General features: G+C 72.6%; 23 protein-coding genes and 1 pseudogene. 13 read left to right on the plus strand and 11 right to left on the minus strand.

From position 1 onward, the window contains the following. Window positions 1–43: 43 nt before the first annotated feature. On the plus strand, window positions 44–1,642 hold the full coding sequence (locus tag FFT21_RS24405; RefSeq protein WP_137816276.1) for a serine/threonine protein kinase: 1,599 nt from the start codon (window positions 44–46) through the stop codon (window positions 1,640–1,642). 27 nt (window positions 1,643–1,669) lie between these two features. Here the strand turns inward: FFT21_RS24405 and FFT21_RS24410 are convergent, their stop codons facing one another. The 4 genes from FFT21_RS24410 to FFT21_RS24425 form a co-directional block, all read right to left on the minus strand. Next, entirely contained in the window at window positions 1,670–3,829 is a 2,160-nt protein-coding gene (locus FFT21_RS24410; RefSeq protein WP_137816277.1) for a putative bifunctional diguanylate cyclase/phosphodiesterase, read from the minus strand. A gap of 143 nt (window positions 3,830–3,972) precedes the next feature. Beyond that, window positions 3,973–4,782, minus strand: coding sequence for an SAM-dependent methyltransferase (locus tag FFT21_RS24415; RefSeq protein WP_137816278.1), 810 nt, complete (start codon window positions 4,780–4,782; stop codon window positions 3,973–3,975). Between the two features lie 255 nt (window positions 4,783–5,037). After that, window positions 5,038–7,389, minus strand: a complete 2,352-nt coding sequence (locus FFT21_RS24420; protein WP_137816279.1) for a DUF8508 domain-containing protein — start codon at window positions 7,387–7,389, stop codon at window positions 5,038–5,040. 114 nt (window positions 7,390–7,503) lie between these two features. Beyond that, window positions 7,504–8,379: a phosphotransferase enzyme family protein gene (locus FFT21_RS24425; protein ID WP_192909729.1), complete on the minus strand. Its 876-nt coding sequence runs from the start codon at window positions 8,377–8,379 to the stop codon at window positions 7,504–7,506. 271 nt (window positions 8,380–8,650) lie between these two features. On the opposite strand from FFT21_RS24425, the gene ctaD reads away from it, so the two are divergent. The 3 genes from ctaD to FFT21_RS24440 are packed head-to-tail and all read left to right on the plus strand — an operon-like array spanning window position 8,651 to window position 12,445. After that, window positions 8,651–10,414 carry an aa3-type cytochrome oxidase subunit I gene (gene ctaD / locus FFT21_RS24430; RefSeq protein ID WP_137816281.1) on the plus strand — a complete coding sequence of 588 codons (1,764 nt, stop codon included), beginning with the start codon at window positions 8,651–8,653 and terminating at the stop codon, window positions 10,412–10,414. Window positions 10,415–10,439: 25 nt separating this feature from the next. Continuing rightward, window positions 10,440–11,666 carry a phosphoserine phosphatase SerB gene (gene serB, locus FFT21_RS24435; protein ID WP_137816282.1) on the plus strand — a complete coding sequence of 409 codons (1,227 nt, stop codon included), beginning with the start codon at window positions 10,440–10,442 and terminating at the stop codon, window positions 11,664–11,666. Next, window positions 11,663–12,445 (plus strand): aminoacyl-tRNA hydrolase, encoded by a 783-nt coding sequence (locus FFT21_RS24440; RefSeq protein WP_137816283.1) that lies wholly within the window; start codon window positions 11,663–11,665, stop codon window positions 12,443–12,445. Before serB ends, FFT21_RS24440 begins: the two co-directional genes overlap by 4 nt. Here the strand turns inward: FFT21_RS24440 and FFT21_RS24445 are convergent. Together FFT21_RS24445 and FFT21_RS24450 are read right to left on the minus strand one after the other, a co-directional pair. Next, complete coding sequence (locus tag FFT21_RS24445; protein WP_307722957.1) at window positions 12,417–14,483, minus strand: ATP-dependent DNA helicase; 2,067 nt, start codon at window positions 14,481–14,483, stop codon at window positions 12,417–12,419. The genes FFT21_RS24440 and FFT21_RS24445 overlap by 29 nt on opposite strands. A 57-nt stretch (window positions 14,484–14,540) precedes the next feature. Next, the gene (locus FFT21_RS24450; RefSeq protein ID WP_137816284.1) at window positions 14,541–15,326 is read right to left on the minus strand and encodes a nucleotidyltransferase domain-containing protein; all 786 of its coding nucleotides are present in this window, start codon (window positions 15,324–15,326) and stop codon (window positions 14,541–14,543) included. Window positions 15,327–15,538: 212 nt separating this feature from the next. Here FFT21_RS24450 and FFT21_RS24455 point away from each other — a divergent pair, with 212 nt between their 5' ends. Continuing rightward, window positions 15,539–16,201 carry a choice-of-anchor P family protein gene (locus FFT21_RS24455; protein ID WP_137816285.1) on the plus strand — a complete coding sequence of 221 codons (663 nt, stop codon included), beginning with the start codon at window positions 15,539–15,541 and terminating at the stop codon, window positions 16,199–16,201. A gap of 49 nt (window positions 16,202–16,250) precedes the next feature. On the opposite strand, the gene FFT21_RS24460 is transcribed toward FFT21_RS24455, so the two are convergent. Further along, window positions 16,251–16,820, minus strand: a complete 570-nt coding sequence (locus FFT21_RS24460) for a nicotinamidase (protein ID WP_137816286.1) — start codon at window positions 16,818–16,820, stop codon at window positions 16,251–16,253. A gap of 16 nt (window positions 16,821–16,836) precedes the next feature. Continuing rightward, window positions 16,837–18,138, minus strand: coding sequence for a nicotinate phosphoribosyltransferase (locus tag FFT21_RS24465; RefSeq protein ID WP_137816287.1), 1,302 nt, complete (start codon window positions 18,136–18,138; stop codon window positions 16,837–16,839). 100 nt (window positions 18,139–18,238) lie between these two features. Here FFT21_RS24465 and clpS point away from each other — a divergent pair, with 100 nt between their 5' ends. From clpS to FFT21_RS24495, 6 genes are all read left to right on the plus strand, one after another. Further along, entirely contained in the window at window positions 18,239–18,538 is a 300-nt protein-coding gene (gene clpS / locus FFT21_RS24470; RefSeq protein WP_137816288.1) for an ATP-dependent Clp protease adapter ClpS, read from the plus strand. 52 nt (window positions 18,539–18,590) lie between these two features. Then, window positions 18,591–19,148 carry a DUF2017 domain-containing protein gene (locus tag FFT21_RS24475; protein ID WP_137816289.1) on the plus strand — a complete coding sequence of 186 codons (558 nt, stop codon included), beginning with the start codon at window positions 18,591–18,593 and terminating at the stop codon, window positions 19,146–19,148. Then, the gene (locus FFT21_RS24480) at window positions 19,145–20,197 is read left to right on the plus strand and encodes a P1 family peptidase (protein ID WP_225978715.1); all 1,053 of its coding nucleotides are present in this window, start codon (window positions 19,145–19,147) and stop codon (window positions 20,195–20,197) included. Before FFT21_RS24475 ends, FFT21_RS24480 begins: the two co-directional genes overlap by 4 nt. A gap of 60 nt (window positions 20,198–20,257) precedes the next feature. Then, window positions 20,258–20,728, plus strand: coding sequence for a M67 family metallopeptidase (locus FFT21_RS24485; RefSeq protein ID WP_307722958.1), 471 nt, complete (start codon window positions 20,258–20,260; stop codon window positions 20,726–20,728). Between the two features lie 84 nt (window positions 20,729–20,812). Beyond that, window positions 20,813–21,091 carry a MoaD/ThiS family protein gene (locus FFT21_RS24490; protein WP_137816291.1) on the plus strand — a complete coding sequence of 93 codons (279 nt, stop codon included), beginning with the start codon at window positions 20,813–20,815 and terminating at the stop codon, window positions 21,089–21,091. A 37-nt stretch (window positions 21,092–21,128) separates the two neighbouring features. Then, the gene (locus tag FFT21_RS24495; protein ID WP_137816292.1) at window positions 21,129–22,079 is read left to right on the plus strand and encodes a PLP-dependent cysteine synthase family protein; all 951 of its coding nucleotides are present in this window, start codon (window positions 21,129–21,131) and stop codon (window positions 22,077–22,079) included. A gap of 25 nt (window positions 22,080–22,104) precedes the next feature. Here FFT21_RS24495 and FFT21_RS24500 read toward each other — a convergent pair whose 3' ends face one another. Beyond that, the gene (locus FFT21_RS24500) at window positions 22,105–22,965 is read right to left on the minus strand and encodes an SMP-30/gluconolactonase/LRE family protein (RefSeq protein ID WP_225978716.1); all 861 of its coding nucleotides are present in this window, start codon (window positions 22,963–22,965) and stop codon (window positions 22,105–22,107) included. A gap of 156 nt (window positions 22,966–23,121) precedes the next feature. Between FFT21_RS24500 and FFT21_RS24505 the strand changes: the two genes are divergently transcribed. Both FFT21_RS24505 and murI read left to right on the plus strand, forming a co-directional pair. Further along, window positions 23,122–23,781, plus strand: a complete 660-nt coding sequence (locus FFT21_RS24505) for a rhomboid family intramembrane serine protease (RefSeq protein WP_371856856.1) — start codon at window positions 23,122–23,124, stop codon at window positions 23,779–23,781. Between the two features lie 10 nt (window positions 23,782–23,791). Next, window positions 23,792–24,574: pseudogene (gene murI, locus FFT21_RS24510) on the plus strand (glutamate racemase); the annotation flags it as partial. 168 nt (window positions 24,575–24,742) lie between these two features. Here murI and FFT21_RS24515 read toward each other — a convergent pair. Continuing rightward, entirely contained in the window at window positions 24,743–25,402 is a 660-nt protein-coding gene (locus FFT21_RS24515; RefSeq protein ID WP_137816295.1) for an SAM-dependent methyltransferase, read from the minus strand. Between the two features lie 704 nt (window positions 25,403–26,106). Continuing rightward, complete coding sequence (locus tag FFT21_RS24520; RefSeq protein WP_137816296.1) at window positions 26,107–26,298, minus strand: hypothetical protein; 192 nt, start codon at window positions 26,296–26,298, stop codon at window positions 26,107–26,109. Window positions 26,299–26,439 lie beyond the last annotated feature (141 nt).

The raw sequence follows: 26,439 nt of genomic DNA on the forward strand, positions 1-26,439 counted from the left end.
GACGGCCTAAGCTCGATCCGGACACCGGTGTGAGGAGCAGCCCGTGCAGACACTGCGGTCCAGTGATCCGCGCTCGGTCGGTGACTACGCGATCGTCTCCCGGCTGGGGCGCGGCGCGATGGGCACCGTCTACTTAGCACGGTCACGCGGCGGTCGGCTGGTCGCCATCAAGTTGATCAGCGCGGAGCTGGCCGACGATCCCGGGTTCCGGGAGCGGTTCCGGCGCGAGGTGGCGATGGCGCGCTCGGTCGGCGGCTTCTGGACGGCCGCGGTGGTGGACGCCGACCCGGACGCGCCCCGACCATGGCTGGCCACCGAGTACGTGCCCGGGCCGACCCTGCAGCAGGCGGTCGCCGAGCACGGGGCACTGCCCGAACTGGCGGTGCGCCGGCTCGCCGCCGGGCTGACCGAGGCGCTGGCCGCCATCCACGCCACCGGCCTGGTGCACCGCGATCTCAAGCCGTCCAACGTGCTGCTCGGCGCGGACGGCCCGCGCGTCATCGACTTCGGCGTCTCGCAGGGCCCCGAACGCTCCACGCTCACCGCGACCGGTGTCTTCTTCGGCACGCCCGGGTACTCCGCGCCCGAGCAGATCACCGGCGGCCAGGTCGGCCCGGCCACCGACGTGTTCGCGCTGGGCGGGGTGCTGGTGTTCGCCGCGACCGGGGCCGGCCCGTTCGGCGCGGGGGAGCCGCACGCGCTGCTGTACCGGGCGGTGCACGGCGAACCCGACCTGCGCCGGGTGCCGGCCGGGCTGGCCGAGGTGGTCGCCGCGTGCCTGTCCCGGGATCCGGCGGCCCGGCCGACCACGGCGCAACTGCTCGCCAGGCTGGCCGGCGAGGACGCCGCCCCGCCCACCTCGGCCGTGTGGTTGCCCCAGCCGGTGCAGACCCTGGTGCGGCGGTACCACACCGCACTGTCCGAGCAGGGCATGGTCAGCCCGCTGCCGAATGGCTCGACGCCGGCCGCCGGATCGCCGCCCGGCCACCCGGCGCCGGCCAAGCCGCCGACCCTGCGCTACACCGAGCACGCACCGCCGAACGCGACACCGCCGGCACTGCCCGAGCCGACCCCGCAGCAGGCGCCGCCGAAGCAGACCGCGCAGCAGCAGGCGCCGCCACCGCCGGCGCGGACCGCCCAGGAGGGCACCCGGTTCCAGACCTCGCGGCGGGCCGCCGTGCTGTGGAGCGCGGGCTGCGCGCTCGCCGCGTTGTACCTGGCCGGCGTCGCCGACCACGGTGCCGGCCCGGTGATGCGCCTCGCCGCGTTCGTCGGGTTCGTGGCGCTGCTCGTGCTGGCCGCCCGGCTGCTGGTCAGCGCGCTGCGCCCGGCGGCGGGTGTGCGGCTCACCGCCGAGGGCATGATCGTCACCCGGGGCCGGGCCGAGGCGCGGCTGCCGTGGTCGGCCGTGTCCCGGGTGCGGGTGGTGGAACAGGGGTCGCGGCCGTGGCTGGTCGTCTGGCTCACCGAGGGCGCACCCGTGCCGGCCCCGATGGGCGGCGGGATCTTCCAGCGCTACCACGGCGGCCTGCGGGTGCACCCGGTCGCGCACGAGCGGTTCCGCCGACGCCGCGCCCGCGAGGTGCGCGAGTTGCGGGCGGCGCTGGCCTGGTACGCGCCGAAGGTCTACGACAGCAACTGAGGCGCCGGCGACTCAGGCGGCCGGCGGCTACGGCAGCGGCTGGAAGGTCCATTCCGAGCCGAGCAGATCCACCACCTCGTCCGGCTCGGCGTCCACCCCGAACACCTCGCCCAGGGCGAGATCCCCGCCGACGCGGTGCCACCACGCGGCCTGCTCGTCGCCGTCCACGCCCTCGGCGATCACCTCGGCACCGGCCGCGTGCGCCGCGGCGACCAGGTCGGCCACCGCCCTGCCGAGCACCGAGTCGGCGTCCGGGCGGCCCACCGCGCCGGCCGGCACCGCCACCGCGCGGACCGGCATCTCGGCGAGCAGGGCAAGCTCCCGGTACCCGCCGCCGAACCCGTGCAGCGCCGGCGACAAACCCTTGTCCGCGAGCACCAGCAGGTTGTCGGTGGCGTCGCCGGTCTCGGTGAGCACGGTCCGGGTGTCCAGCGCCAGCCGCAGCGCGCCGGCCGGCATCGTGGTCGCGTCGAGGATGCGGGTGACCGTGGCGATCAGGTCGGCGTCCTGGGTCAGCGACGGCGGCAGGTTCACGTACAGCGGCGGCGTGTCGTCGCCGAGCCGCTGCCGCCACCCGGCGGCCTGCTCGCACGCACGGGCCAGCAGCCACTGCCCGAGCGGCAGGGCGAGACCGGTGGTCTCGGCCAGCGCGACGCACTGGTCGTGCCGCAGCAGCCGGCCGCGCTCCGGGTCGTCCCAGCGCAGCAACGCCTGCACGCCGACGATCCGGCGGTCCGCGGCGCGCACCACCGGCCGGTACACCACGCCGATGTCGCCGTTCTCCCAGGCGCCGGGCATCACCGCGGCGAGCGCGAAGGTGGCCCGCTCCTCGGAGTCCCGCCGCTGGTCGTACAGGCCCCACTGGCGCTTGCCGTTCGCCTTGACCCGGCGCAGCGTGGCCTGGGCGGCGCCGAGCATCTCCTCCGGCGTGATCTCGTGCTGTGGCCGGCGCACCGCGGCGATGCTGGCCGACACGGCGACGCCGTGCCCGTCCAGGTAGATCGGCTCGGCCAGCTCGTCGTTGATCCGCCTGATCAGCGTGGCCAGGTCCGGGGTGCTCGGCGAGTTCTCCATGAGGATGGCGAACTCGTCGCCCTCCACCCGGGCGACCATCGCGTGTTCCCCGTCCACCACGGTGGCCAGCCGGCTGGCGACCACCCGCAGCAGGGCGTCGCCGACCTGGTACCCGAGCCCGTCATTGATCACCGAGAAGGCGTCCAGGCCCAGGTAGTACAGGATGACGCGGGTGGCCGGGTCGGTGCGGCCGAGCACCGTCTCCAGCTGGGAGACCAGGTACTGGCGGTTCGGCAGGCCGGTGAGCGGGTCGTGCAGCGTCTGGTGGCCGAGCCGGTCCTGCAGCAGGTGCAGCTCGGTGACGTCCTCGACCATGGTGACGTGGTAGGCGGGTCTGCCGTCCGCGTCGTGCAGCAGCGACGCCGCGAGGTGCACCCACGCGGTCTCGCCGTCCTCGCCGACCAGCCGGCGGCGCTCCCGCACCCGCTCGGTGCGGCCCTCGGCCAGGTCCCGGTAGGCGGCCCTGAGGTCGTCGACGTCGTCCGGGTGGAACAGCTCGTGCAGCGGCCGGCCGGTCAGCTCGTTCGGCTCCCGCCCGAGGATCTGGGCCAGCGCGGTGTTCGCCTCGACGCAGGTGCCGTCCAGCTCGGTGATCGCGATGCCGAGCGCCGAGGAGGCGAACACCTCACGGAACCGCGCCTCGGTGAGGTGCAGCACGCGTTCCACGTCGTGCTTGGCCTTCAGCAGCGCCCACTTGACCTCCTCCTGCTGGTCGAAGGTCAGAAGCCGGGTGCGGGTGGCGTAGCCGCAGGCGATCGCGCTGAGCAGGGTGACGATCCGGTCCGCGGAGCTGGGCGTGTCCAGCGCGGTCGGCTCGGCGAGCAGCGCGTGGCCGAGGACCTCGAGGGTGTGCCGCAGCGACTCGGTGCCGGTGAAGTTGTGCTCCACCAGCAGCGCGCCGACGCCGGAGGCCACCTCCTCGTCGACGGACTCGCCGGACAGCGCGTCGGCGAGCCGGTCGATCAGGCCGAGCAGGAAGTTCTCGATCTCCGCGTGCGACATGGGCACGTACGCGGTTCCCGACACCGCCTCGGCCCAGCGCTGCGCGAGTTCCACCCGCCGGCGGCGCAGCACGTCGCGTGGCTCGTGGGCGACTCCGGGCGGCGGCGTCATGTGCCACACCCACCCGTGTCCCGGTTCGCCCGGCACAGGGTCGGGAACGCGTTCACAGTGCACCTCTGTTTGCCGTGTGTCTTGGCAGCGTAACTGTTCATGCGCGGTGGGAAAGCGATTACCCGGCGACGCGCGAAGCGTGGTCAGGTGCGCCGGCCGACTCCCGCGTAGATCCCGCAACGCTCCCGGGCGCCGGCGGCGTCCGCCGGCCGCTCCGGCCGCCACAGCGGCGCCGGTACCACGCCGGGCGCGACCACCTCGAAACCGGCGAACAAGCCGAGGATCTCGTCGTACGTCCTCGGGAAGACCGGGTCCTCGCTGCGGCTCAGCGCCTCGGCCACGGCGGCCACCCGGTCCGGCATGACGTCCGCGGCGACGTGCGACAGGGTCAGCCAGCTCCCCGGCGCCAGCGCCTCCCGGTAGCGGGCGAGCAGCCCCACCGGATCGCGCTCCGGCGGGACGTAGTGCAGCACCCACGTCATCAGCAGGCCGATCGGCTGGTCGAAGTCCAGCAGGCGGCGGGTCTCCGGGGCGTCCAGCACCTCGTCCGGTTCGCACAGGTCGGCTCGCACCACGGCGGCGCCGTCGTTACCGTCGAGCAGCAACCGGCCGTGCGCGACCGCGCCCTCCTGCCGGTCCACGTAGACCACCCGCGCGTCCGGCGCCACCCGCTGGGCGATCTCGTGCACGTTGCCCACCGTGGGGATGCCCGAGCCAATGTCGAGGAACTGGCGGATTCCCGCATTGACCTGGAACAGCACCGCCCGGCGCAGAAACGCCCTGTTCTGCTGGGCGCTGCGCCGGGCGTTGGGTTGCGCGGCGATCAGCTGGTCGCCGAGTGCACGGTCGACGGCGAAGTTGTGCGCACCGCCGAGCAGGTAGTCGTACACCCGTGCTGGGCTCGGTCTGCCCACGTCGACATCGGCCGGCACCCAGCGCTCACGTGTGTTCACGGGACACCCCTCGTCCGCTGTGCCCTCTTCTGGAAGCTGCGCAGCAGGGTAGTGATCACAGGGTGTCCTTCGTCAGTCCCTTCGCTCATTCGGGCTAAGTGGTCTGCCGCGATCGTGTTAGGCGTGAGAAATCCGTTAACGCCCCGATCGTCCGAGCAGGGGATTAATCCCCTGCGGGGCGTGCTGCGGCGGTCGACGGGGCGCCGCCCGGCGGAGGGGCCGGCCGGAACCCCTCCACCGGCGGCACGGCGGGACTCAGCCGAGAGGTATCCGGACCACCTGCGGGTCGTGGTCGCTGATCTGGTCGGCGAACTCGCTGTTGACATGCACCACGTCGTAGCCGTAGCCGGTGCCGGCCAGGCTGGTGGACAGCAGCACGTGGTCGAGCACCTCGGAGTTGCCCTCGTAGTCGTAGGTGTAGCGCTCTGCGGCCGGCAGCGTCCGCGGCAGATCCACCAGCGAGCCCCCGCCGGTGAGGATGTCCGCGGTCTGGGAGAACTCGAAGTCGTTGAGGTCACCCAGCACCACCACCGCGGCGTTCGGGTCGACCGACAGGATCTGGTCGACAAACCCCTTCACCACGCTCGCCTGCTGGTGCCGCTGCGCCTCCGAGGGCCGCGACGGCGGCTGGAAGTGCCCGAACAGCGGCTGGTCGCCACCCTTGGAGTTGAAGTGGTTGGCAATGGCGAACACGGTCCGCCCGTGCCAGCGGAACTCGCCGGCCAGCGGCTTGCGGCTGGCGTTGAACGCGCTGTTGGCGGGGTCGATCCGGCCGGGCGAGTAGCTCAGCGCCGGCACGCCGCCGCTCGTGGTCACCAAGGTCGCCGTGGTCGCGGTGCCGCCGGGACGGTCCACGAAGGACAGTCCCCGGTCGGTGCGGAACAGGAACACCTGGCGGATGTTGCCGCCCGGCTGGCCGCCGTCCGCGTCGTTCACCGGGTCGATCTCCCGCCACGAGTACGCCGGCCCGCCGGCGGCGCTGATCGCCGCGGTCAGCTTGCCCAGCGTCTGGTCCGCGGCGACGGTGCCGTCATCGGTGGCCCCACTGTTGTCCTGGATCTCCTCCACCGCGACCAGGTCGGGCGCGGCCAGGTTGGTCACGATGGTCGCGGCCAGCCGGTCGAACTTGCTCTGCGGGTCGCTGGGCGCCAGGTTCTCCACGTTGAACGTGGCCGCGGCGAGCTGCCCGGTGGTGGCCGGCGCGGTGGTCTCGGGCGCGATGCCGCCGCCGCGCACCGCCGGGGTGCTGGTCACCTCCAGCTTGAAGTCGCCGAAGGAGTAGCCGAGCACGCCGACCGTGGCCCCGGCCAGCGTGTCGCCGACGTTCGCGGTGGGGGTGGCCGCCAGCGCGTCGTCCACGATCACCCGCTCCGGGTTGGTGTCGCCGGAGGTCAGCACGATGCCGCCGCGGTCGGTGCGGGTGGTACTGCCGGCCGGCACCACCGGGATCTCGCCGTAGGTGTTGCGCGGGCCGACCACCGCGGCGTCGTCCAGTTCGACCCGCATGCCCTCCAGCGACTCCCAGAAGTCGATGCCGTCGCTGGCCGGGTCGAAGGTGCCGCTGGTCTCCACGTCGCCGCTGGCGTCGTCCTCGATCACCGTGCCCGGCGGCACCCGCCCGCCGGAGCCGACCACGGTGGGCGCGGGCAGTGCGGCGCCGTGTGCCACGGTCGTGATGGTCGGTGAGGTGATCTCCGTGGTGGTCAGGTTCGTGGTGCCGCTACTGCCGCCGGGCCGGAACTCGCTCACCGTGCCCGACACGGTCACCGAGTCGGCCACCGTGACGCTCGGCGCGGAGGCGGTGTAGACGTAGATGCCCTCGCTGGTCGCCGGGTCGGCGTCCGGCTGCGGGTCCTGCATCCAGAATCCGGTGCCGTCCTTCGCGGTGACCACGCCCGGCGCGCCGGTCACGCGCGTGCCGGAAAGCGGCGAGATGTGGCTTCTGCCCTGAATGTCGTGAATGCGGGTGCCGCTGCCGCCGCCGCTGGAGTTGTGCGGGTTCGGCGCGCCGACGGTGAAGTCGGCGGCATTGTCGTCGGTGTCCGTGGCGCCGCCCCCGGCCCGCAGCGCGGCGGTGGTGTTGGACAGGTTCGGTGTGGGCGAGCCCTCGGCGGAACTCGCGGACGAGCCGTAGCCGACGAAGTCCCGCACGCCGGCCGCGGTCGCGCAGCCGGTGGCGCAGGTCAGCGCCGTGCCGTTGGTGACGAGCGCCACCTTGCCCGAGGCGGCGCTCAGGTTGATCGAGCCGGTGACGTCCGGGGTGGGCAGTGCGGCACCGCCACCCGCTCCGGCCGCCTCCTGCACCAGGTAGTGCGCGCCGGGTGCGAGCGAGCCGGACAGCGCGGTCTTCTGCCACGAGGAACCCGTGGCCGACGCGTACTGCACCGTCCACCCGGCCAGCGACACCGCGCCGCCGCCGCGGTTGTACAGCTCGACGAAATCGTTGCCGTACGGTGCACCGCTGTTGCCGCCGCCCCCGTACACCTGGCTGATCACGATGTCCGGCGAGGTGGCGGACGCCGAGGTGGGCGGCAGGAACAGCACGGCGCCGGCCGCCACCAGCAGGGCGGACATCGCGCGGCGCGGCACGGGTCTGGGCACTGTCATCGATCACTCCCGGAGCGCGAAGGGCATGGGCGGCCCTTCGTAGCAACCGGAAACGCCGGGCAGGAGACGCCGACCGGACGCTTCGGGATACGCCCGGCGAACGGTTGGCACGGGCTACCCGGGCTTCCCGGTGACCGACTCCCGCCAGCGGCGCAGCCAGTCCGCGGCGAACGCCCGCCGGTCCGGGAACCGGGTCGCCAGCAGCATCACCCAGAGCGTGCCCTGCACCCGCCGAGCCGCCCGGAAGTGGGCGAGTTCACCGTCCTCCGGTGGGTCCGGGTAGCCGGCCACCGCGGCCGGACCGTCCAGCCTCGGCGTCTCCGCCAGGCAGGCCAGGTCCCAGGCCACCGGGCCGCGCCAGGTGTCCTCGAAGTCGTTCCAGACCGGGCCCTCGGGGGTGAGCAGCAGGTTCCCCGGATGGGCGTCGCCGTGCAGCGGCTGGGTCGACCGGGATGTGTGCAACGTCTCGGCGAGCCGGTCGCGGTGCGCGCGGAGCAGGGCGAGATCGTCCCCGGCCACGACGCCGGCGCGGTCCAGCAGCGCGAGCGTCGCGTCCACGTCGTCCAGCGGAGCGTGCCCGGGAAGCTCGCCGGGGTAGCCGCGCAGCGCATGGTGCAGGTCGGCGAGCAGGCGGCCGACGTCCTCCGGCGCGGGCATGCGCGCCGGATCGTGCGGCAGGTGGGTCCAGAAGCTCATCTCCAGCCCGTCGTGGCGGTGCGGGCCGGGCGGCAGGTCGGCGCTGGGCGGGGCCACCGGGGCGCCGCGTCCCTGCAGGTAGCGGGCCACCGCGAGCTCCCGGTCCAGCCAGGCGGCGACGTCGGAACGGACCAGCGCCGTCGTGGTGGCCACCCGGGCCACCACCGGCGCCGGTCGCAGGCGGACCAGCAGGTTGCTGCTGTCCTTGAGCACTTCCGGTTCGACGTCGCGGAGGCCGAGCCGGCGGGCCACCGCGACCGCGGCCGCCAACCCGCGCCGGCTGAGGTCGTCCACCCCCGAGATGCTGCCAGTACCCGGACCGCGGCGGGTGAGCCTGGTCACTCGGCGTAGCGCGGGTCACATCGTGGCAGGTCGGCACGTGGCCCGACGGACGTAGCCGGAACGGCGCCGTCTACGATCCGATGCGGCGCCTGAGCCGCTGCCGGAGAACAAGCGGCCGGGCGCAGGACAGGTACTTGGATGCAGGAGGCTCCGTGATACGCGTGCCAGGCCGCGGCGCACGAAGGAGTTGCGGCGTGCGCGGGATCGCGGAAAAGGAGGCACCGTGACGGCCGTCGCCCCGCAGCCGATTGCCGCGCGCCCCTACCCGGCGCGCGAGACGGTGAAGGGTTCGTTCCTGCTGCGGTTGTTCCGCACCACGGACCACAAGCAGATCGGGATCCTCTACCTGACCACCTCGTTCGCGTTCTTCATGGTCGGCGGCGCGATGGCGATGCTGATGCGGACCGAGTTGGCGCGGCCGGGGCTGCAGTTCCTCTCCCAGGAGCAGTACAACCAGCTGTTCACCATGCACGGCACGATCATGCTGCTGCTGTACGCGACGCCGATCGTGTTCGGGTTCGCCAACTTCGTGATGCCGCTGCAGATCGGCTCGCCGGACGTGGCGTTCCCCCGGCTGAACGCGTTCTCCTACTGGCTGTACCTGTTCGGCGGGCTGATCGTGATGTCCGGGTTCCTCACCCCGGGCGGCGCCGCCGACTTCGGCTGGTTCGCCTACACCCCGCTCTCCGACGCGGTGCACTCCCCGGGGGTGGGCGCCGACCTGTGGATCTCCGGCCTGGTCGTCGGTGGTCTGGGCACCATCCTCGGCGCGGTCAACATGATCACCACGGTGATCTGCCTGCGCGCACCCGGCATGACCATGTTCCGGATGCCGATCTTCACGTGGAACATCCTGGTCACCAGCCTGCTGGTGCTGCTGGCCTTCCCGATCCTGACCGCCGCGCTGCTCGGCCTGCTCGCCGACCGGCACCTGGGCGCGCACATCTTCGACCCGGCCAACGGCGGCGCGATCCTCTGGCAGCACCTGTTCTGGTTCTTCGGCCACCCCGAGGTCTACATCGTGGCGCTGCCGTTCTTCGGCATCGTCTCGGAGATCTTCCCGGTGTTCAGCCGCAAGCCGATGTTCGGCTACAAGACGCTGATCTTCGCCACCCTCGGCATCGCGGCCCTGTCGGTCACGGTGTGGGCGCACCACATGTACGCCACCGGCGCGGTGCTGCTGCCGTTCTTCGCGTTCATGACCTTCCTCATCGCCGTGCCGACCGGCATCAAGTTCTTCAACTGGATCGGCACCATGTGGCGGGGCCAGCTCACCTTCGAGAGCCCGATGCTGTTCAGCATCGGCTTCCTGGTCACCTTCCTCTTCGGTGGCCTCACCGGTGTGCTGCTCGCCGCACCGGCGCTCGACTTCCACGTCTCGGACACCTACTTCGTGGTGGCCCACTTCCACTACGTGCTCTACGGCACGATCGTGTTCGCCACCTTCGCCGGGATCTACTTCTGGTTCCCGAAGATCACCGGCCGGATGATGGACGAGCCGCTGGGCAAGCTGCACTTCTGGACCACGTTCATCGGCTTCCACGGCACGTTCCTCATCCAGCACTGGCTGGGCAACCAGGGCATGCCCCGCCGGTACGCCGACTACCTGCCCAGCGACGGGTTCACCACGCTGAACACCGTGTCCACGGTCTTCGCGTACATCCTCGGCGCCTCGACGCTGCCGTTCATCTACAACGTGTTCAAGAGCTACCGGTACGGCGAGGTCGTCACCGTGGACGACCCGTGGGGCTTCGGCAACTCGCTGGAGTGGGCCACCTCCTGCCCGCCGCCGCGGCACAACTTCACCGAAATGCCGCGGATCCGCTCCGAGCGACCCGCGTTCGACCTGCACTACCCGCACATGGTGGAGCGGGCCCGGTTGGAGGCGCACGTCGGTGGCGGCAAGCACAAGCAGCCGCCGGCTCCGGCCGAGGTTGCCGCCGCGGTGGTTCAGGCGGACGGTGAAGGCGACCCCAGGGACAAGTGACTGACCGACGGGTGACGGGAGAGCCGTGACCAGTACCACCGCCACGCCGGTTCTGATCACCGTGACCGGCCCGGACAAGCCGGGTGTGTCGTCCGTGCTGTTCGCGGTGCTCAGCCGGCACGGCGTGGCCATCCTCGACGTGGAGCAGGTGGTCATCCGCGGCCGCCTGGTGCTCGGCGTGCTGGTGTCCACCGAGGACGACGCGGAGGGCCTGCAGGAGGCCGTCGAGCAGGCGATGGACAGCGTCGCCATGCACGTCGACGTCGAGGTCGGCGCCGACTCGCGGATCCCGTCCCGGATGGAGTCCAGCCACGTCATCGTGGTGCTCGGCCGGCCGGTCACCGCGCGGGCGTTCACCGAGGTGGCCCGGCGGCTGGCCGCGCTCGGCGTGAACATCGACGCGATCCGGCGGGTGGCCGACTACCCGGTCACCGGGCTGGAACTGCGGGTCTCGGTCGCCGAGGACACCGTGGACTCGGACGGCGCACTGCGCTCGGCGCTGGCCGAGGTGGCCTCCCGGGTGGAGTTGGACATCGCGGTGGAGCGGGCCGGGCTGGCCCGAAGGGCCAAGCGGCTGATCGTCTTCGACGTGGACTCCACCCTGGTGCAGGGCGAGGTGATCGAGATGCTCGCCGCTCGCGCCGGTTGCCAGGACGAGGTGAAGAAGGTCACCGACGCGGCCATGCGCGGTGAGCTGGACTTCGCCGAGTCGCTGCGGCGGCGGGTGGCGCTGCTCGAGGGCCTGCCCGAGTCGGTGCTCGACGACGTGGCCGCCGAGATGCGGCTCACCCCCGGCGCGCGGACCACGATCCGCACCCTCCGGCGACTCGGCTTCCGCTGCGGGGTGGTCTCCGGCGGGTTCACCCGGATCATCCAGCGCCTGGTCGACGAGCTGCGACTGGACTTCTGCGCGGCCAACGAGATCGAGGTGGTCGACGGCAAGATCACCGGCCGGGTGGTGGGCGACATCATCGATCGGGCCGGTAAGGCGGTCGCGCTGCGCCGGTTCGCCACCGAGTCCGGGGTGCCGATCGGGCAGTGTGTCGCGGTCGGCGACGGCGCCAACGACATCGACATGCTGGCCGCCGCCGGGCTCGGCATCGCGTTCAACGCCAAGCCGGCGCTGCGCGAGGTGGCCGACACCGCGCTGACCCACCCGTTCCTGGACGCGGTGCTGTTCGTGCTCGGCGTGACCCGCGCCGAGGTCGAGGCGGCCGACGCGGCGGACGGGTTGGAGCTCGTCCGGCCGTGACCACCGCCGCGGTGCTGCACCCGCTGGCGTCGCGCTACGTCTCCTGGCTGGCCCGCTCCGCCACAGCCGTCGCCGACACGAGTGACGAGAACCCCGAGCAGGTGCGGGCCATGCCGGTGGTGCTGCGGCTGGAACGCACCGACCCGCCGTCCCGCACGCCGCTGCTGGAGGCGGCCGCCGCGGCCGCGCTCGCGGTCTGCCTGGACCCGAGGTCCGCGCCGGGCGGGGAGTGGCACGACGCGGTGGCCGCCTGGGTCGGCGGGCGGATCCGCAAGGTGGCCCGCCGGGCCCGCGGCGCGCACTGGGCGGCGGTGCAGTCGTTGCCCGGGATTACCGTCGAGGTGCCCGGGGCGCAGGCGCGGGCGCTGCTGCCCGGACGGGTGGTCGAGGCGCCGCGTGAGGTGTCCCGGCTACAGATCGGCGGCAGCGATCTGCCGCCCGACGAACCCGGCCCGGTGCCCGCCGTCCTGCCGGTGCTGTGGCTGAACCCGCACGTGCCGATGACCGTGGGCAAGGCCGCCGCCCAGGTGGGCCATGCCACCATGCTGCTCGCCGCGGCCCTGCACGCGGGTGGCGAAGACGCCGCGATCGAGGCGTGGGGGAGGGCCGGTTACCGCTGTGCGGTGCGGACCGCCACGCCGCGGGCGTGGGCCGGCCGGCACCCCGGCGACGACCCGGCTGGCGCCTGGCGGGACCGCCGGGTGGTGGCCGTGCGCGACGCCGGGTTCACCGAGGTCGCCCCCGGCACGGTCACGGTGCTGGCGCAGTGGCCTGGTTGACCGGCGAGGCGGCGTCCAGCCGGTGCAGTGCGGCCCGGACCACCTCCCGGTCGGTGGTCGCCCAGAACGGCGGCAGCGAGGCGCGCAGGAACCCGCCGTAGCGGGCGGTGGCCAGCCGGGGGTCGAGCACCGCGACCACGCCCCGATCGGCGCTGGACCGCAGCAGCCGGCCGGCGCCCTGGGCGAGCAGGAGCGCGGCGTGCGTGGCGGCCACGGTGAGGAACCCGTTGCCGCCCCGGGCGGCCACCGCGCGCTGCCGGGCCGAGGCCAGCGGGTCGTCGGGCCGGGGGAACGGCAGCCGGTCGATCACCACCAGGGACAGCGACGGGCCGGGCACGTCCACGCCCTGCCACAGTGACAGCGTGCCGAACAGGCAGCTCCGCTCGTCCTCGGCGAACTCCCGGACCAGCAGCGCGGTGGCGTCGTCGCCCTGGCAGAGCACCCGGTGCTCGATCCGGGTGCGCAGCGCCTCGGTGGCCTCCTTGGCCGCGCGCATCGAGGAGAACAGCCCGAGGGTGCGCCCGCCCGCCGCGTTGACCAGCCCTGCCAATTCGTCCAGGTAGGACGGTGGCAGGCCGTCCCGGCCCGGCGGCGGCAGGTGCCTGGCCACGTAGAGAATGCCGCTGCGGGCGTGCTGGAACGGTGAGCCCACGTCCAGCCCGGTCCACTTCGGACCATCCTGATCGGACGGCGGCGCCTTGTCCGTCGCGGTGCCCTCGGCCTTGTGCGCCCTCGGCTGCGAGGGCGGCAGCCCCCACTGCCTGGCCAGGGTGTCGAACGTGCCGCCGAGCGCCAGGGTCGCCGAGGTGAGCACCACGGTGCGGGCGCCGAACAGCCGCTCCCGGAGCAGCCCGCCCACCCCGATCGGGGCCACCCGCAACGTCGGCCGGCTGCCGTCCCGGTCGGCGGCCAGCCACACCACGTCCCTGCGGTCGGCCTCGTCCGGCTCGAACGCCTCCACCAGCCGCACCGCCGTGTCGTGCACGTCCTGCAGGGCGGCCATGGCCAGCCGGCGGGCCGTGGTGCCCTCGACGTCCTCCCGGCGTTCCGGGCCGAGCGCGGTGATGCAGGCGTGCGCGGCGTTGCGCACCGCGGCCAGTGCCGCGCCCATCGGCTCGGGCAGCCGGTCCAGCCGGCCGGGCGGCAGATCCTCCAGCACCAGGGCGAGCCCGTCGCCGGCCTCGGCCAGGCCGTCCGCGGTGCTCTGGTCGATCAGCCGGCCGCAGCGCCGTGCGGCGTTCGCCACGCCCGGGCTGGACAGCTCCGCGGTGGCCACCGAGGTGACCCGGTCGACCAGGTCGTGCGCCTCGTCCACGACCACCACGTCGTGCTCGGGCAGCACCTGGTAACCCTCCAGGGCGTCGATGGCCAGCAGCGCGTGGTTGGTCACCACCACGTCGGCGCGGCCGGCCTCGGCCCTGGCCCGCTCGGCGAAGCAGTCCATGCCGATCGGGCAGCGGGAGACGCCCAGGCACTCCTTGGCGGTCACCGACACCTGCCGCCACGCCTGGTCGGACACCCCGGGCACCAGCTCGTCGCGGTCCCCGGTCACGGTCTCCGAGGACCACTCGTGCAACCGGCGGACCTGCCGGCCCAGCGCGGACGCGGCGAACGGGTCGAACAGCGCGGTGTCGTCCGGCTCCTCGGGCGCCCCGGAGTGCACCCGGTGCATGCACAGGTAGTTGCGCCGGCCCTTGAGGATGGCGAACGTCGGCCTGCGCCCCAGCGGCTTGGCCAGTGCCTCGGCCAGCCGGGGCAGGTCCCGGTCCACCAGTTGGCGCTGGAGCGCGATGGTGGCCGTGGAGACCACCACCGTGGCGTCGTCGGCCACCGCATGGCGTATCGCGGGCACCAGGTAGGCCAGCGACTTCCCGGTGCCCGTGCCGGCCTGCACGGCCAGGTGCTCACCGGTGCGGATGGCGTGCTCCACCGCCTCGGCCATCCGCACCTGGCCGGGCCGCTCCGTTCCGCCCACGGCCCCGACGGCGGCGGCGAGCAGGGTACGGACGTCGGGCAGCTCCGCTGGCGATTCGGGCACGCACCGACGGTACCCGGCGGGTACGACGAGTTCGGGCGGAGCCCGGTGGGCGCGCGTTCAGGAGCAGGTACGGACATCCGCCAGTATCCGGCGGCCCAGTTCCAGCGCGGCCTCGCCGTGCTCCACGGTCAGCCGGACCGGCTTGCCGGCCCGCGCCTCCACCATGGCGGCCAGCGGCTCGGCCAGGTCCGTCCAGTGCTCGGCGGCCACCTCGCCGGCCCGGGTCTTGCTGATCACCTCGCCGGTGCGGACGGTGTGCCACGGCCGCGCCGGACCCAGCGCGATCCACAGCACCGGGTCGGGCAGCACCGGCGAGCCCCGCTCCCGCCCGGACAGCAGCACGGCCGACTGGTCGAGCAGCGGCGCCCAGTAGGAGGCCAGGTTCTGCCGGCAGAACTCCCGCGCGGCCGGCACGTCCATCGGCGTCCTCGGCTTCCGGCCGCGCACGCTGATCGCGTGCCGGGCCAGGACCAGCCAGGTGACCGGGTTCAGCTCGGCGGACCGTTCGCCGGCGCGCAGCCTGCCCTCGTTGGCCCACGGACCGTCGGCGACCTGCTCGGGCGGGCCGTCCAGCTCACCCTCCCGGACGTAGCTGGCCTGCACCTGGAAGCCCGACCCGGTGTGCGCCTCGGCCAGCGCGGCCAACTCGTCGTCGCCCGGCTCCCGGGACAGCTCCGCCACCACGTCGAGGTCGGAGACGCCGTCGTGGTAGTCGCCCAGCGCGGCGGAGCCGACCACGTGCATCCCGGTGACCAGGCCGGGAACCAGCGCGTCCAACCGGCGCAGGTGATCCTCCGCCACCCGGGCGGCGCTGGCGGGCAGCGGGGCACGTTCGTCGATCATGCCCGAACGGTAGTGCACGGGCCCGACAGTTCCGATCACCCGCCACCGCCGGTGACCTCGGCCGTGCGATGTCCCACGAAGCGGCGGTTCGGCCTCCCGTTCGGGTGGGTCTGCCCGGCATCGGCTACCGGTCGGTGGGGCCGTCCCGATGATCCCTGCGACGGCGGACCGGCGACCTCGGCCCCGCCGAACCACAGGGAGGAAGGCACAGCATGATCAACACCAAGTGGCGCAGAGCCGTGGTGACGGGGATCGCGGTGGCCGCCAGCCTGCTCATGGCGACGGCGTCCGCGCAGGCGGTGACCGAGGACGGCGCGGCGTCGCTGGGCGCGGTGAACGTGGTCTACAACTACACCGGCCAGCACGTCGCCACCGGACCGCTGGCGTCCTGTGACGTCAACGGGCAGAACACCGCCTACTCGCCGGGCACCGTGGTTCCCGGCATCGCCCGCTACGGCATCGGCAACACGCGCTGCTCCCGGGACTTCGGCGCGCGCACCGCCCAGGTCGACTCGACGGGCAGCCGGTTCCAGCTGGACGCGCTGGTCGACTACGGCGGGCCGCGCATCCGGATCGAGCGCTACCAGGCCACCTGCCACGCCACCGAGCGCGGCACCGAGGAGAGCATCTGGCTGTCCGGGCTGACCGGCGTCACCGTGCCGTCGACCATTCCGGCCAACTACACGGTCACCATCCCCAGCCGGTTCGCCGGTGCGCCGCCGCTGGCCAGGGTGATCTTCAACGAGGTGATGCTGCCCGAGCCCGGTGACGGCAGCATCGGGGTGAACCTGATGCGGGTGATCCTCTTCCCCAACGGTGGCCCGCAGACCGGCGACGTCGTCGTCGGCTCCGCCGCCTGCTCCCCGGTGTTCTGACCCGTGCGGTCGGCGGCCCGCCCCGGGCAGCGGGACGGGCCGCCTCGCATCACCCGGAGCGCGGCGCGCCGACGAGTTCGACGCCGGCGGCGCGCATCTCGGTGAGCGCGGCCTCCACGGTCGCCGGGGCCACGCCGGCGGTGAGGTCCAGCAGCACGGTGGTGGCGAAGCCCTCCCGCACCGCGTCCAGGGCGGTGGCCCGGACGCAGTGGTCGGTGGCGATGCCCACCAGGTCCACCGCGTCGACGCCGTGCGCGCGCAGCCACTCCGCCAGCGGCCGGCCGTGCCGGTCGGCGCCCTCGAACCCGGAGTAGGCGGCGGTGTGCGCGCCCTTGGAGAACACCTCCTGCAACCCGGTGACGTCCAGGTCGGGATGGAACGACGCGCCGGGTGTGCCGGCCAGGCAGTGCGGCGGCCAGTTCCGCACGAAGTCGGGCCGGTCGCTGAAGTGGTCGCCGGGATCGACGTGGTAGTCGCGGGTGGCCACCACCCGGTCGTAGCCGGAGCCGGCGATGTGGTCGGAGATGGCGGCGGCCACCGCGCCACCCCCGGTGACGGCCAGCGACCCGCCCTCGCAGAAGTCGTTCTGTACGTCCACCACGATCAGTGCCCTGCTCATTCGCCGCACCTCCAACTCAGACGAAGACGGTGGGGATCGCCGGCTCTCCGGAGGACAGCTTGAGCCCTTCCCACGGCACGCTGACCAGCGCCTTGCGCAGCCGTTCCCGGCTGTCCTCCAGCGTGGGCAGCCCGTCCACCCGCTGTCCAGCGCGCACCAGAGGGATCTGCAGCTCGCGGTCGTGGTCGCCGAGTTCGGGCCGGGGCCGCCCGGGCCCGCACCGGTAGACGACCTCCTCCAGCGCGGTGCCGGTCGGCTTGTGCCGGCGCAGCGCCGCCTTCCGGCCACCCCGGGACGCCTTGTGCTCGCTGCGCTTCTCCACCGGCCGGCCGTCCACCTCGACCAGCTTGTAGACCATGTTCGCGGTGGGCGCCCCGGACCCGGTGACCACGGCGGTGCCCACGCCGTAGGCGTCCACCGGCTCGGCGCGCAGCGCGGCGATGGCGTGCTCGTCCAGGTCCCCGGACACCACGATCTTGGTGTTCCGCGCACCCAGCGCGTCGAGCTGCTCGCGGGCCTGCCGGGCCAGCACGCCGAGGTCGCCGGAGTCGATGCGGATCGCGCCCAGCTCCGTGCCGGCCGCCTCGATCGCGTTGCGCACGCCCGCGGTGATGTCGTAGGTGTCCACCAGCAGCGTCGTCTGCGGGCCGAGCGCGGCGATCTGGGCGCGGAACGCGTCCACCTCGGTGTCGTGCAGCAGGGTGAAGGAATGCGCCGAGGTGCCGGCGGTGGGGATGCCGTAGCGGCGCCCGGCCTCCAGGTTCGAGGTGGCGGAGAAGCCGGCGAGGTAGGCGGCGCGGGCGGCGGCCACCGCCGCCTCCTCGTGCGCCCGCCGCGAACCCATCTCGATCATCCGCCGGCCGTTCGCCGCCGTGACCATCCTGGCCGCCGCGGAGGCCACCGCGCTGTCGTGGTTGAGCACCGAGAGCACCAGCGTCTCCAGCACGACCGCGTCGGCGAAGTTGCCGGTCACCGCGAGGATGGGCGAGCCGGGGAAGTACAGCTCGCCCTCCGGGTAGCCGTCGACGTCCCCGGAGAACCGGTAGTCGGCCAGCCAGGACAGGGTGTCGTCGTCGACCACGTGCGCGCGGGCCAACTGCTCGATGTCGGCTTCGGTGAAGCGGAACATCTCGATCGCGTCGAGCAGCCGGGCCACCCCGCCGACCACGCCGTACCGCCGCCCGGGCGGCAGCCGCCGGGCGAACACCTCGAACACGCAGTTCCGCCGCGCGGTGCCGTCCCGCAGCGCCGCGGCCAGCATGGTCAACTCGTAGTGGTCGGTGAGCAGCGCGGTGCTCGCGGCGCCAGCAGCGGTCATGAACGAAGAGCCTAGGACGGGGGACAGGCGGGGTCGCGCCACGGGGTGAGTGGTAGCTGTGGGTGCCGACACCGCTGGGGTCCCGTGCCACCATGGAGCCATGACCACGCCCGCCGAGGTTGAACAGACCCGGGTTGACCCGTCGGGAGCGGAGATCGGCGAGGAGAACCGGCCGTGGCTGACGGTGGTCTGGAACGACCCGGTCAACCTGATGTCGTACGTGACGTACGTCTTCCAGAAGCTGTTCGGGTACAGCAAGGAGCGCGCCACCCAGCTCATGCTGGACGTCCACCACAAGGGGAAGGCTGTCGTGTCCTCCGGGTCCAAGGAGAAGGTCGAGGGCGACGTCGCGAAGCTGCACGCGGCCGGCCTGTGGGCGACGATGCAGCGTGACTCGTGACCCCGCGGACGCATACCGTCCCACGGAGGCGGCAGACGGCAGGGATGGGCGTGTGAACGGTTGGACGCGGAAGAACGGCCACCTGGTCACGGTGCTCGACCGGCAGGAGGCGGCCGTGGTGCGCGGGCTGGTCAGCCAGGTGCAGGACATGCTGCAGGCGCGGGCGGAGGAGGCACCCCGGGACGAGCTGGCCCAGCTCACCGGCATCCGCACCGGCCCAGCGAACGCCCCGGATGACCCGATCCTCGGCCGCCTGCTGCCCGACTTCCACCGGCTGGACCACGATGACGCGACCGCGGAGGACGAGAACTCCGCCCGCGCGCTGCGCTCGCTGCACGAACCCGAACTGGTGGAGATGAAGACCGGGGTGGCCGGCGTGGTGCTGCGGACGTGCCCGCCGCGCGGCGGCAGCATCGTGCTGGACGACGAGCAGGCGCAGGCGTGGCTCTCCGCGCTCAACGACGTCCGCCTCGCGCTCGGCACCGCGCTGGAGGTCACCGAGGACATGCCGGACGAGCTGCCGGACGAGGATCCGCGCGCCGCCCACCTGGGCGTCTACCACTGGCTGACCTGGGTGCAGGAGAGCCTGGTGCAGGCGGTGATGGGTTGACCGTCCCGCTGGCACCCGGTCCGCGTAACGCGATCACCGACGTGGCGGGCGTGCTGGTCGGCGCGCACCAGCGGATCGGTGCCGGATGGGCGACCGGCACCTCGGTGGTGCTCGTCCCGGGCGGCGCGGTGGCCTCGGTGGACCAGCGCGGCGGTGCGCCGGGCACCCGCGAGACCGACCTGCTGGAACCGTCCAACCTGGTCCAGCAGGTGCACGCGGTGTGCCTATCCGGTGGCAGCGCGTACGGCCTGGCCGCGGCGGACGGGGTGATGCGCTGGCTCGGTGAGCGGTCCATCGGCTTCCCGGTGGGCACGCAGCCGCACGAGGTGGTGCCGATCGTGCCCGCCGCCGTGCTGTTCGACCTGCCGCGGAGCACGTGGGGTAACCGGCCGGACGCGACGTTCGGCTACGCCGCGTGTGAGGCGGCGTGGGCGGCCGGCGAGGGCGCCGCGGTGGACGAGGGCTGCGTCGGCGCGGGCACCGGCGCCCGGGTCGGCTCGCTGAAGGGCGGTCTCGGCACCGCCAGCGCGGTCGTCGAGGCCGGCGGGCGGGCCGTCACGGTGGGCGCGCTCGCCGCCGTCAACGCGCTGGGCGAGGCGGTGGACCCCGGCACTGGCCGGCCGTGGGCGGCGGACGCCGAGCTGGCCGGGGAGTTCCGCCTCCGGGTGCCCGGCCGGCCCGGAAACTGGCCCGAGGCCGTGGCCAGCCCGCTGAACACCACGATCGGTGTGGTCGCCGTGGACGCGGCGCTGAGCAAGGCGGAGTGCCGGCGGGTCGCGGTGTGCGCGCAGGACGCGCTGGCCAGGGCGCTGCGCCCGGCGCACTCGATGTTCGACGGGGACACGGTGTTCGCGCTGGCCACTGGGCGCACCGAACTGGGCGGCGGCGACGCCGTGCTGGGCGGCGCCGGCCGGGCGGCGCCGCTGGACGCGGTGTGTGCGGCGGCGGCGGACGTGTTCGCCCGCGCGCTGGTGCGGGGTGTGCTCGCCGCCCACTCCGTGGCCGGGCTGCCCGCCTACCGGGACGTCTGGCCCGGCGCGCTCGGCTGACGGTGGCGTGCGGTTTCTCACAGGTCGGAAACGCTTCCGTGGACACGTAGTATGGGGACCGTGTTGGTGATCCGCCAAGACCTCGTGGACGCGATGGTGGCGCACGCTCGGCGTGACCACCCGGACGAGGCATGCGGCTTGATCGCCGGCCCCGAGGGCTCCGACCGGCCGGAGCGGTTCATCCCGATGCTCAACGCGGCCCGCTCGCCCACGTTCTACGAGTTCGACCAGGACGAGTGGCTACGTGTCTACCGGGACCTCCAGGCCGCCGACGAGGAGATCGTGGTCGTCTACCACTCACACACGGCCACCGAGGCGTACCCGTCGCGCACCGACGTCGGCATCGCGGACCACTACGCGATGTTCCTGCCCAGCCCGCACTACGTGCTCATCTCGACCAGGGACCCCGAGCAGCACGAGCTGCGCTCCTACCGCATCGTGGAGGGTGTGGTCACGGAGGAGCCGGTCGAGGTGGTCGAGTCCTACATGTTCGCCCACACCGGCGCCGACGACATCCCCGACTGTCGCTGACCGCGGCGGACACGCCCCAGCCGTGTCGCCGCGTCGGCGCGTGCCCGCAGTTCGACTCCTGGCCAACAGTGGAGGTTTGCGAGAATGGCCGTCACCGTGTCCATCCCCACCATCCTGCGTACCCACACCGGTGGGGAGAAGTCCGTCGAGGCCAGCGGGAACACGCTTGCCGAGGTGATCGACGACCTCGAGTCCCGGCACTCCGGCCTGAAGGCGCGGCTGGTGAAGGACGGTTCGCTGCACCGGTTCGTCAACGTGTACGTCAACGACGAGGACGTCCGCTTCGCCGGCGGCCTGGACGCCAAGGTGTCCGACGGCGACAACGTGACGATCCTGCCGGCCGTCGCCGGCGGTATGCGGTAGCCCGCACAACCCGGTTCATCCATCCAAGGAGGCCCCCGTGGCCCGGTACGACTCGTTGCTCGACGCGCTGGGAGACACCCCGCTGGTCGGGCTGCCTCGGCTGTCGCCGGCGGACGGCATCCGGCTGTGGGCGAAGTTGGAGGACCGCAACCCCACGGGTTCGGTGAAGGACCGGCCGGCGTTGGCGATGATCGAGGCGGCCGAGCGGGAGGGCGCGCTGCGGCCCGGCTGCACGATCCTCGAACCGACGTCCGGGAACACCGGCATCTCGCTGGCCATGGCGGCGAAGCTGAAGGGCTACCGGCTGGTCTGCGTGATGCCGGAGAACACCTCCGCCGAGCGCAGGCAACTGCTCGAGGCGTACGGCGCGGAGATCATCTTCTCGCCGGCGGCGGGTGGGTCCAACCAGGCCGTGGCCACGGCCAAGGAACTGGCCGCCCAGCACCCGGACTGGATCATGCTCTACCAGTACGGGAACCCGGCGAACGCGGACGCGCACTACCGGGCCACAGGGCCGGAGATCCTGCGGGACCTGCCTACGATCACCCACTTCGTCGCCGGGTTGGGCACCACCGGCACCCTGGTGGGGGTGGGCCGCTACCTGCGGGAACACAAGCCCGACGTGCAGATCATCGCCGCCGAGCCGCGCTACGGCGAGCTGGTGTACGGGCTGCGCAACCTGGACGAGGGGTTCGTGCCGGAGCTGTACGACCCGGACGTGCTCACCGGGCGGTTCTCCGTCGGCGCGTACGACGCGCTGCGGCGCACCCGGCAGCTGCTGGAGACCGAGGGGATCTTCGCCGGCATCTCCAGCGGCGCCAGCCTGCACGCGGCACTGGCCGTCGCGGAGAAGGCCGCCGGCGCGGGCGAGCCGGCGGACGTCGTGTTCGTGGTCGCCGACGCCGGCTGGAAGTACCTGTCCACCGGCGCGTACGGCGGCACGCTGGAGGAGGCGGCCCGGCGCATCGACGGCCAGCTCTGGGCGTGACCGCCACCCGGCGAACGGCGGTCTACTACCCGGCGAACGAGGTCGTCGGCAGGCCGACGCCGGCGTCCGGCAGTACCAGCAGGGAGCCGGCCAGCGGCTCGGCCGCCAGTTGCGGTTCGGTCATGCCCTCCCGCGTGGTGGTGACGTAGAGGTCGGTCAGGTCCGGGCCGCCGAAGCAGCACGCCGACGGCTGGCTGACCGGGAGCGTCACCTCGCGGTCCAGCTGGCCGGTCGGCGTGTACCGCCGCACCGCGCCGCCACCGTTGACCGCCACCCAGACGCCGCCGTCGGCGTCCACGCACAACCCGTCGGGCACGCCCTCGGTGTCCTCGACCGCGCACAGCGGCCGGCGGCCGTGCACCTCGCCGCTGTCCAGGTCGTAGTCGAAGGCGTCGACGCGCCGGGTGGGGGAGTCGACGTAGTACATCACCGCGGCCTTCGGGCTCCACCCGATGCCGTTGCTGATGGTCACGTCGTTCAGCACCACGGTGGCCTGGCCGTCGGGTGCCACCCGGACCAGCCAGCCCCCGCCGGTGGCCTTGTCGTCACGCATGGTGCCCGCCCACAGCCGGCCGGCGGGGTCCACGGCCGCGTCGTTGCCGCGGACCCCCTCCCTCGCCCAGTAGGCGAGCCAGCGACGGGTGCCGTCGGCGTCCAGCAGCGCCACGCCGTCGCGCAGGTTGAGCACCAGCCCGTCCGCCTCAGCCCTGGGCTTGGCCGCCCCGACGTGCTGCGGTAGCTCGATCACCGCGTCGGCGCCGCGGGCCGGGTCGAACCGGTGCACCGTGCTGCCGAGGATGTCCACCCACAGCAGCGTCCGGGTGCGGACGTCCCAGGTGGGGGCCTCGCCGAGTTCGGCATGCGCGCGCAGCGCCACCTCGATCACGTGACCTCCCACGGTCGCTCGGCTGCCTGGTGAACCGATTCGATCACGGTGTGGCCCGGCCCGCACGCGGTGCACATCGTGCTCACCGGATGCTCGGGGTGATGTCGGGGACTTTCCCTGAGCCGGACGTCGCGCCACGCCCGTAACCTCGAAGACGTGCAGCCCTTTCCGGTCCCCGCGGCGCCGCGCCGCCCGGCCAACCGGGTGATCCCGCCGCACCCGCTGCTGGCCGCCATGGTGATGCTCGTGTTCATCGCGTCGCTGTACGCGGTGGAGTTGGCCAACGTCGTCGGGTTCCACGACACGCTGGAGCGGTACGGCGTCCAGCCCCGCACCCCGAGCGGCCTGATCGGCGTGCTGTGGGCACCGCTGCTGCACGGTGGTTGGGGGCATCTCGCCGCGAACACCGTGCCGGTGCTGGTGTTCGGCTTCCTGGCGATGGCCGGCGGGATCGGTCAGTGGGTCGCCGTCACGGTGACCATCTGGTTGATCAGCGGGCTGGGTGTGTGGCTGACCGCGAGTCCCGGTTCCATCACGGTCGGCGCGTCCGGCCTGGCCTTCGGGTGGTTGGCGTTCCTGCTGGTACGTGGGTTGTTCAACCGCAGCATCAAGCAGATCGCGGTGGCCGCCGTGCTGCTGTTCTTCTGGGGCGGCGTGCTGTGGGGTGTGCTCCCGGGTAACCCGATGGTGTCCTGGCAGGGGCATCTGTTCGGCGCGCTCGCCGGGGTGCTCGCCGCGTGGCTGGCGGCCCGCGCGAGCCGGCCGCAACTGCCGTCCGGGGGGACGTCGGGCCCGATGTTGGGGCCGTCCCGGTAACCTCGGCCGCGTGAGTTCGCGAGCCGACGCGCCCATCGGGGTATTCGATTCCGGCGTCGGCGGGTTGACGGTCGCGCGCGCCATCCTCGACCAGCTCCCCGGCGAGCAACTGCGCTACGTGGGTGACACCGCGCACGGTCCGTACGGCCCGTTGCCCATCGCGGAAGCCCGGCGGCACACCCTCGCGGTGACCGACCAACTCGTCGCGGACGGGGTGAAGTTGCTGGTCATCGCGTGCAACACGGCGTCGGCCGCGTGCCTTCGGGACGCCCGCGAGCGCTACGACGTGCCGGTGGTCGAGGTGATCGTGCCCGCGGTGCGCCGCGCGGTGGCCACCACGCGCAACGGGCGGATCGGGGTGATCGGCACGCTCGGCACCATCCGCTCGCGGGCCTACGAGGACGCCTTCGCCGCCGCGCCGGACGTGCGGGTCACCAGCGTCGCGTGCCCGCGGTTCGCCGAGTTCGTCGAGCGCGGCAACACCTCGGGCCGGCAGGTGCTCGGTCTCGCGCAGAGCTACCTGGAGCCGTTGCAGCGCGCCGACGTCGACACGCTGGTCCTCGGCTGCACGCATTACCCGCTGCTCACCGGGGTGCTGCAGATCGTCATGGGAGACGGCGTCACGCTCGTGTCGAGCGCGGAGGAAACCGCGAAAGACGTCTTCCGGGTGCTGACCGAGTTGGACCTGCTGCGGGGATCCTTGGCGGAACCCGCGCACGAGTTCCTGGCCACCGGACCGGCTGAGCCGTTCACCAGGCTCGCGCGGCGCTTTCTCGGCCCGGAGTTGGGGGCCGTTCTCGGTTCGCCTGCTCGTGCCTTCTCGCTCGACGAACCGCAACCGGCTCCGCCCGACGTTGCCACCGGCTCACGATACGGACCGAGTTTGAGTGGGTCCGTCAACGGTTCCACCCCGGCTGCCGCAGCCACACCCCACGAGCGATGATCTCATCCGCCGCCCGGATCAGCCGGTGCGGGCCAGCGCGGCCAAGCCCGGAAATTTCTCCGGATGGGCGTGGAGATCCCCGTCCGGATGCCACTGCGGCACGGTGACGATGTTCGGCTCCAGGAGTTCGAAGGCGGTGAGAAGGCCGGCGATCTGGTCGGCGTCGCGCAGCACCAACGGCGGGATGGGAATGCCGAACAGGCGCTCGAACCGAGCAAAGCCCGCGGCGAGTTCGTCGTCCGGGCAGCCATGGGACAACGCCAGATAGTTTCCCGGACCCAGCATCCGCCGGTAGGTGGTAAGGATCTGTTCCGGGTGGTCGGCATCGGACACGTAGGGCAGTGAGTCGATCAACAGGACCGCCGTGGGCTGGTCAGGATGCAGCAGTGCCCGGCAGTCCGGGGCGCTCAGTACGTCGTCGGCCTGGCGGAAGTCGGCCTGCAGCATCGCCACCCGCTCGTCCTGACCGACCAACGCCCGGCCGTCGTCGACGGCCACCGGGTCGCTGTCCACGTAGACCACGCGGCAGCCGGGGTCGACGGCGTGCGCCGTGTGATGCACATGGCCGGCGGTCGGGATGCCCGAACCGAGGTCGAGAAACTGACGCACCCCCAGCCGAATCAGGTAGCGCACCGCCCGCCGCAAGAATGCGCGGTGCGAGCGAGAACTTCGGCCCAGCTACTGCCACCCAGGCAGCGGAACGGCCGGCGGTGGGCCGCCGTAGCCACAGCGGCGCAGGCCGGCCGTGGGGACGCAACCACGCTCGTGACAGGGCGGGCACGCCGCCCACCCTGGGCGACGCCACCGAGTGCCTTCCCGCTGGTGACCACAGCATGCGCACACACCCCGCGGCCAGCGGGCCACATGGCGGATCGGCTCCCACCCCACCGTCGGCGACGTCCGCGACAACACCGCCCACACAGCCAGCCGGCACGTGTCGCAGACCGGATGCCGCAGCATCATCCCGGACGGACGGGGCACCAGGAGATGCGCCGACGCCCGCTCCGTGCAGCGCATTCGACCGATCCTCACCGAGCAGGCCACGTCGACACCTGCTCGTTCCCGACGCCACGCGGTGCGGCACGACGCGCTACAAAACCGCAACGAACGCCGACCACCCGGCAGTGGTCGCGCTATCGCGTTACGGCAGTACCAACAGTGTGCCACCCATGATGACTTCGGCAACACGATGGACTTCCGCACCGGCGCAGACTGCCATGACATTCGCTCCTGTTGCTTACCGGCCCTCACATTCTAACCGAGTGTACGAATGAGTACCGATGTGGTCGCACGCACAGTGTTTCCAAGGTACGCCGTCCACGACCCCGAATCGACAATTGGGTGGTATTTCTCGTGTCGCAATATTCACGTTGCATCCAACTTCAGGTGTCTCCGGCGGAGACGGTAGCAGGGGAAAGACCGACGGAGAGAGTTGTGGTGTCGGGGGTCGCCGCCATGGCGACGCCGCCCACGCAGAGTGCGGTGAGCACGATGGCGGAAACCGCTGTCAGAATGCGAGAAAATCGCATGTTCACCTCCGAATCAGGGGATGAGTCAACCAGTTCGCTGGGCACGCGGGTTTTCATATCTGTGAGCGTTATTCAGAGCCCTTACCAGCCAAGTCGGTAGAACTCCAGTGCGGTGACGATTCGGATGACATTCGGAAGCTCGGCGAGGCGCCCTCGAAAGCCGGTGGCAAGTATCTTCCAGTTCTT

Source organism: Gandjariella thermophila (assembly GCF_005405885.1).
GTDB lineage: Bacteria > Actinomycetota > Actinomycetes > Mycobacteriales > Pseudonocardiaceae > Gandjariella > Gandjariella thermophila.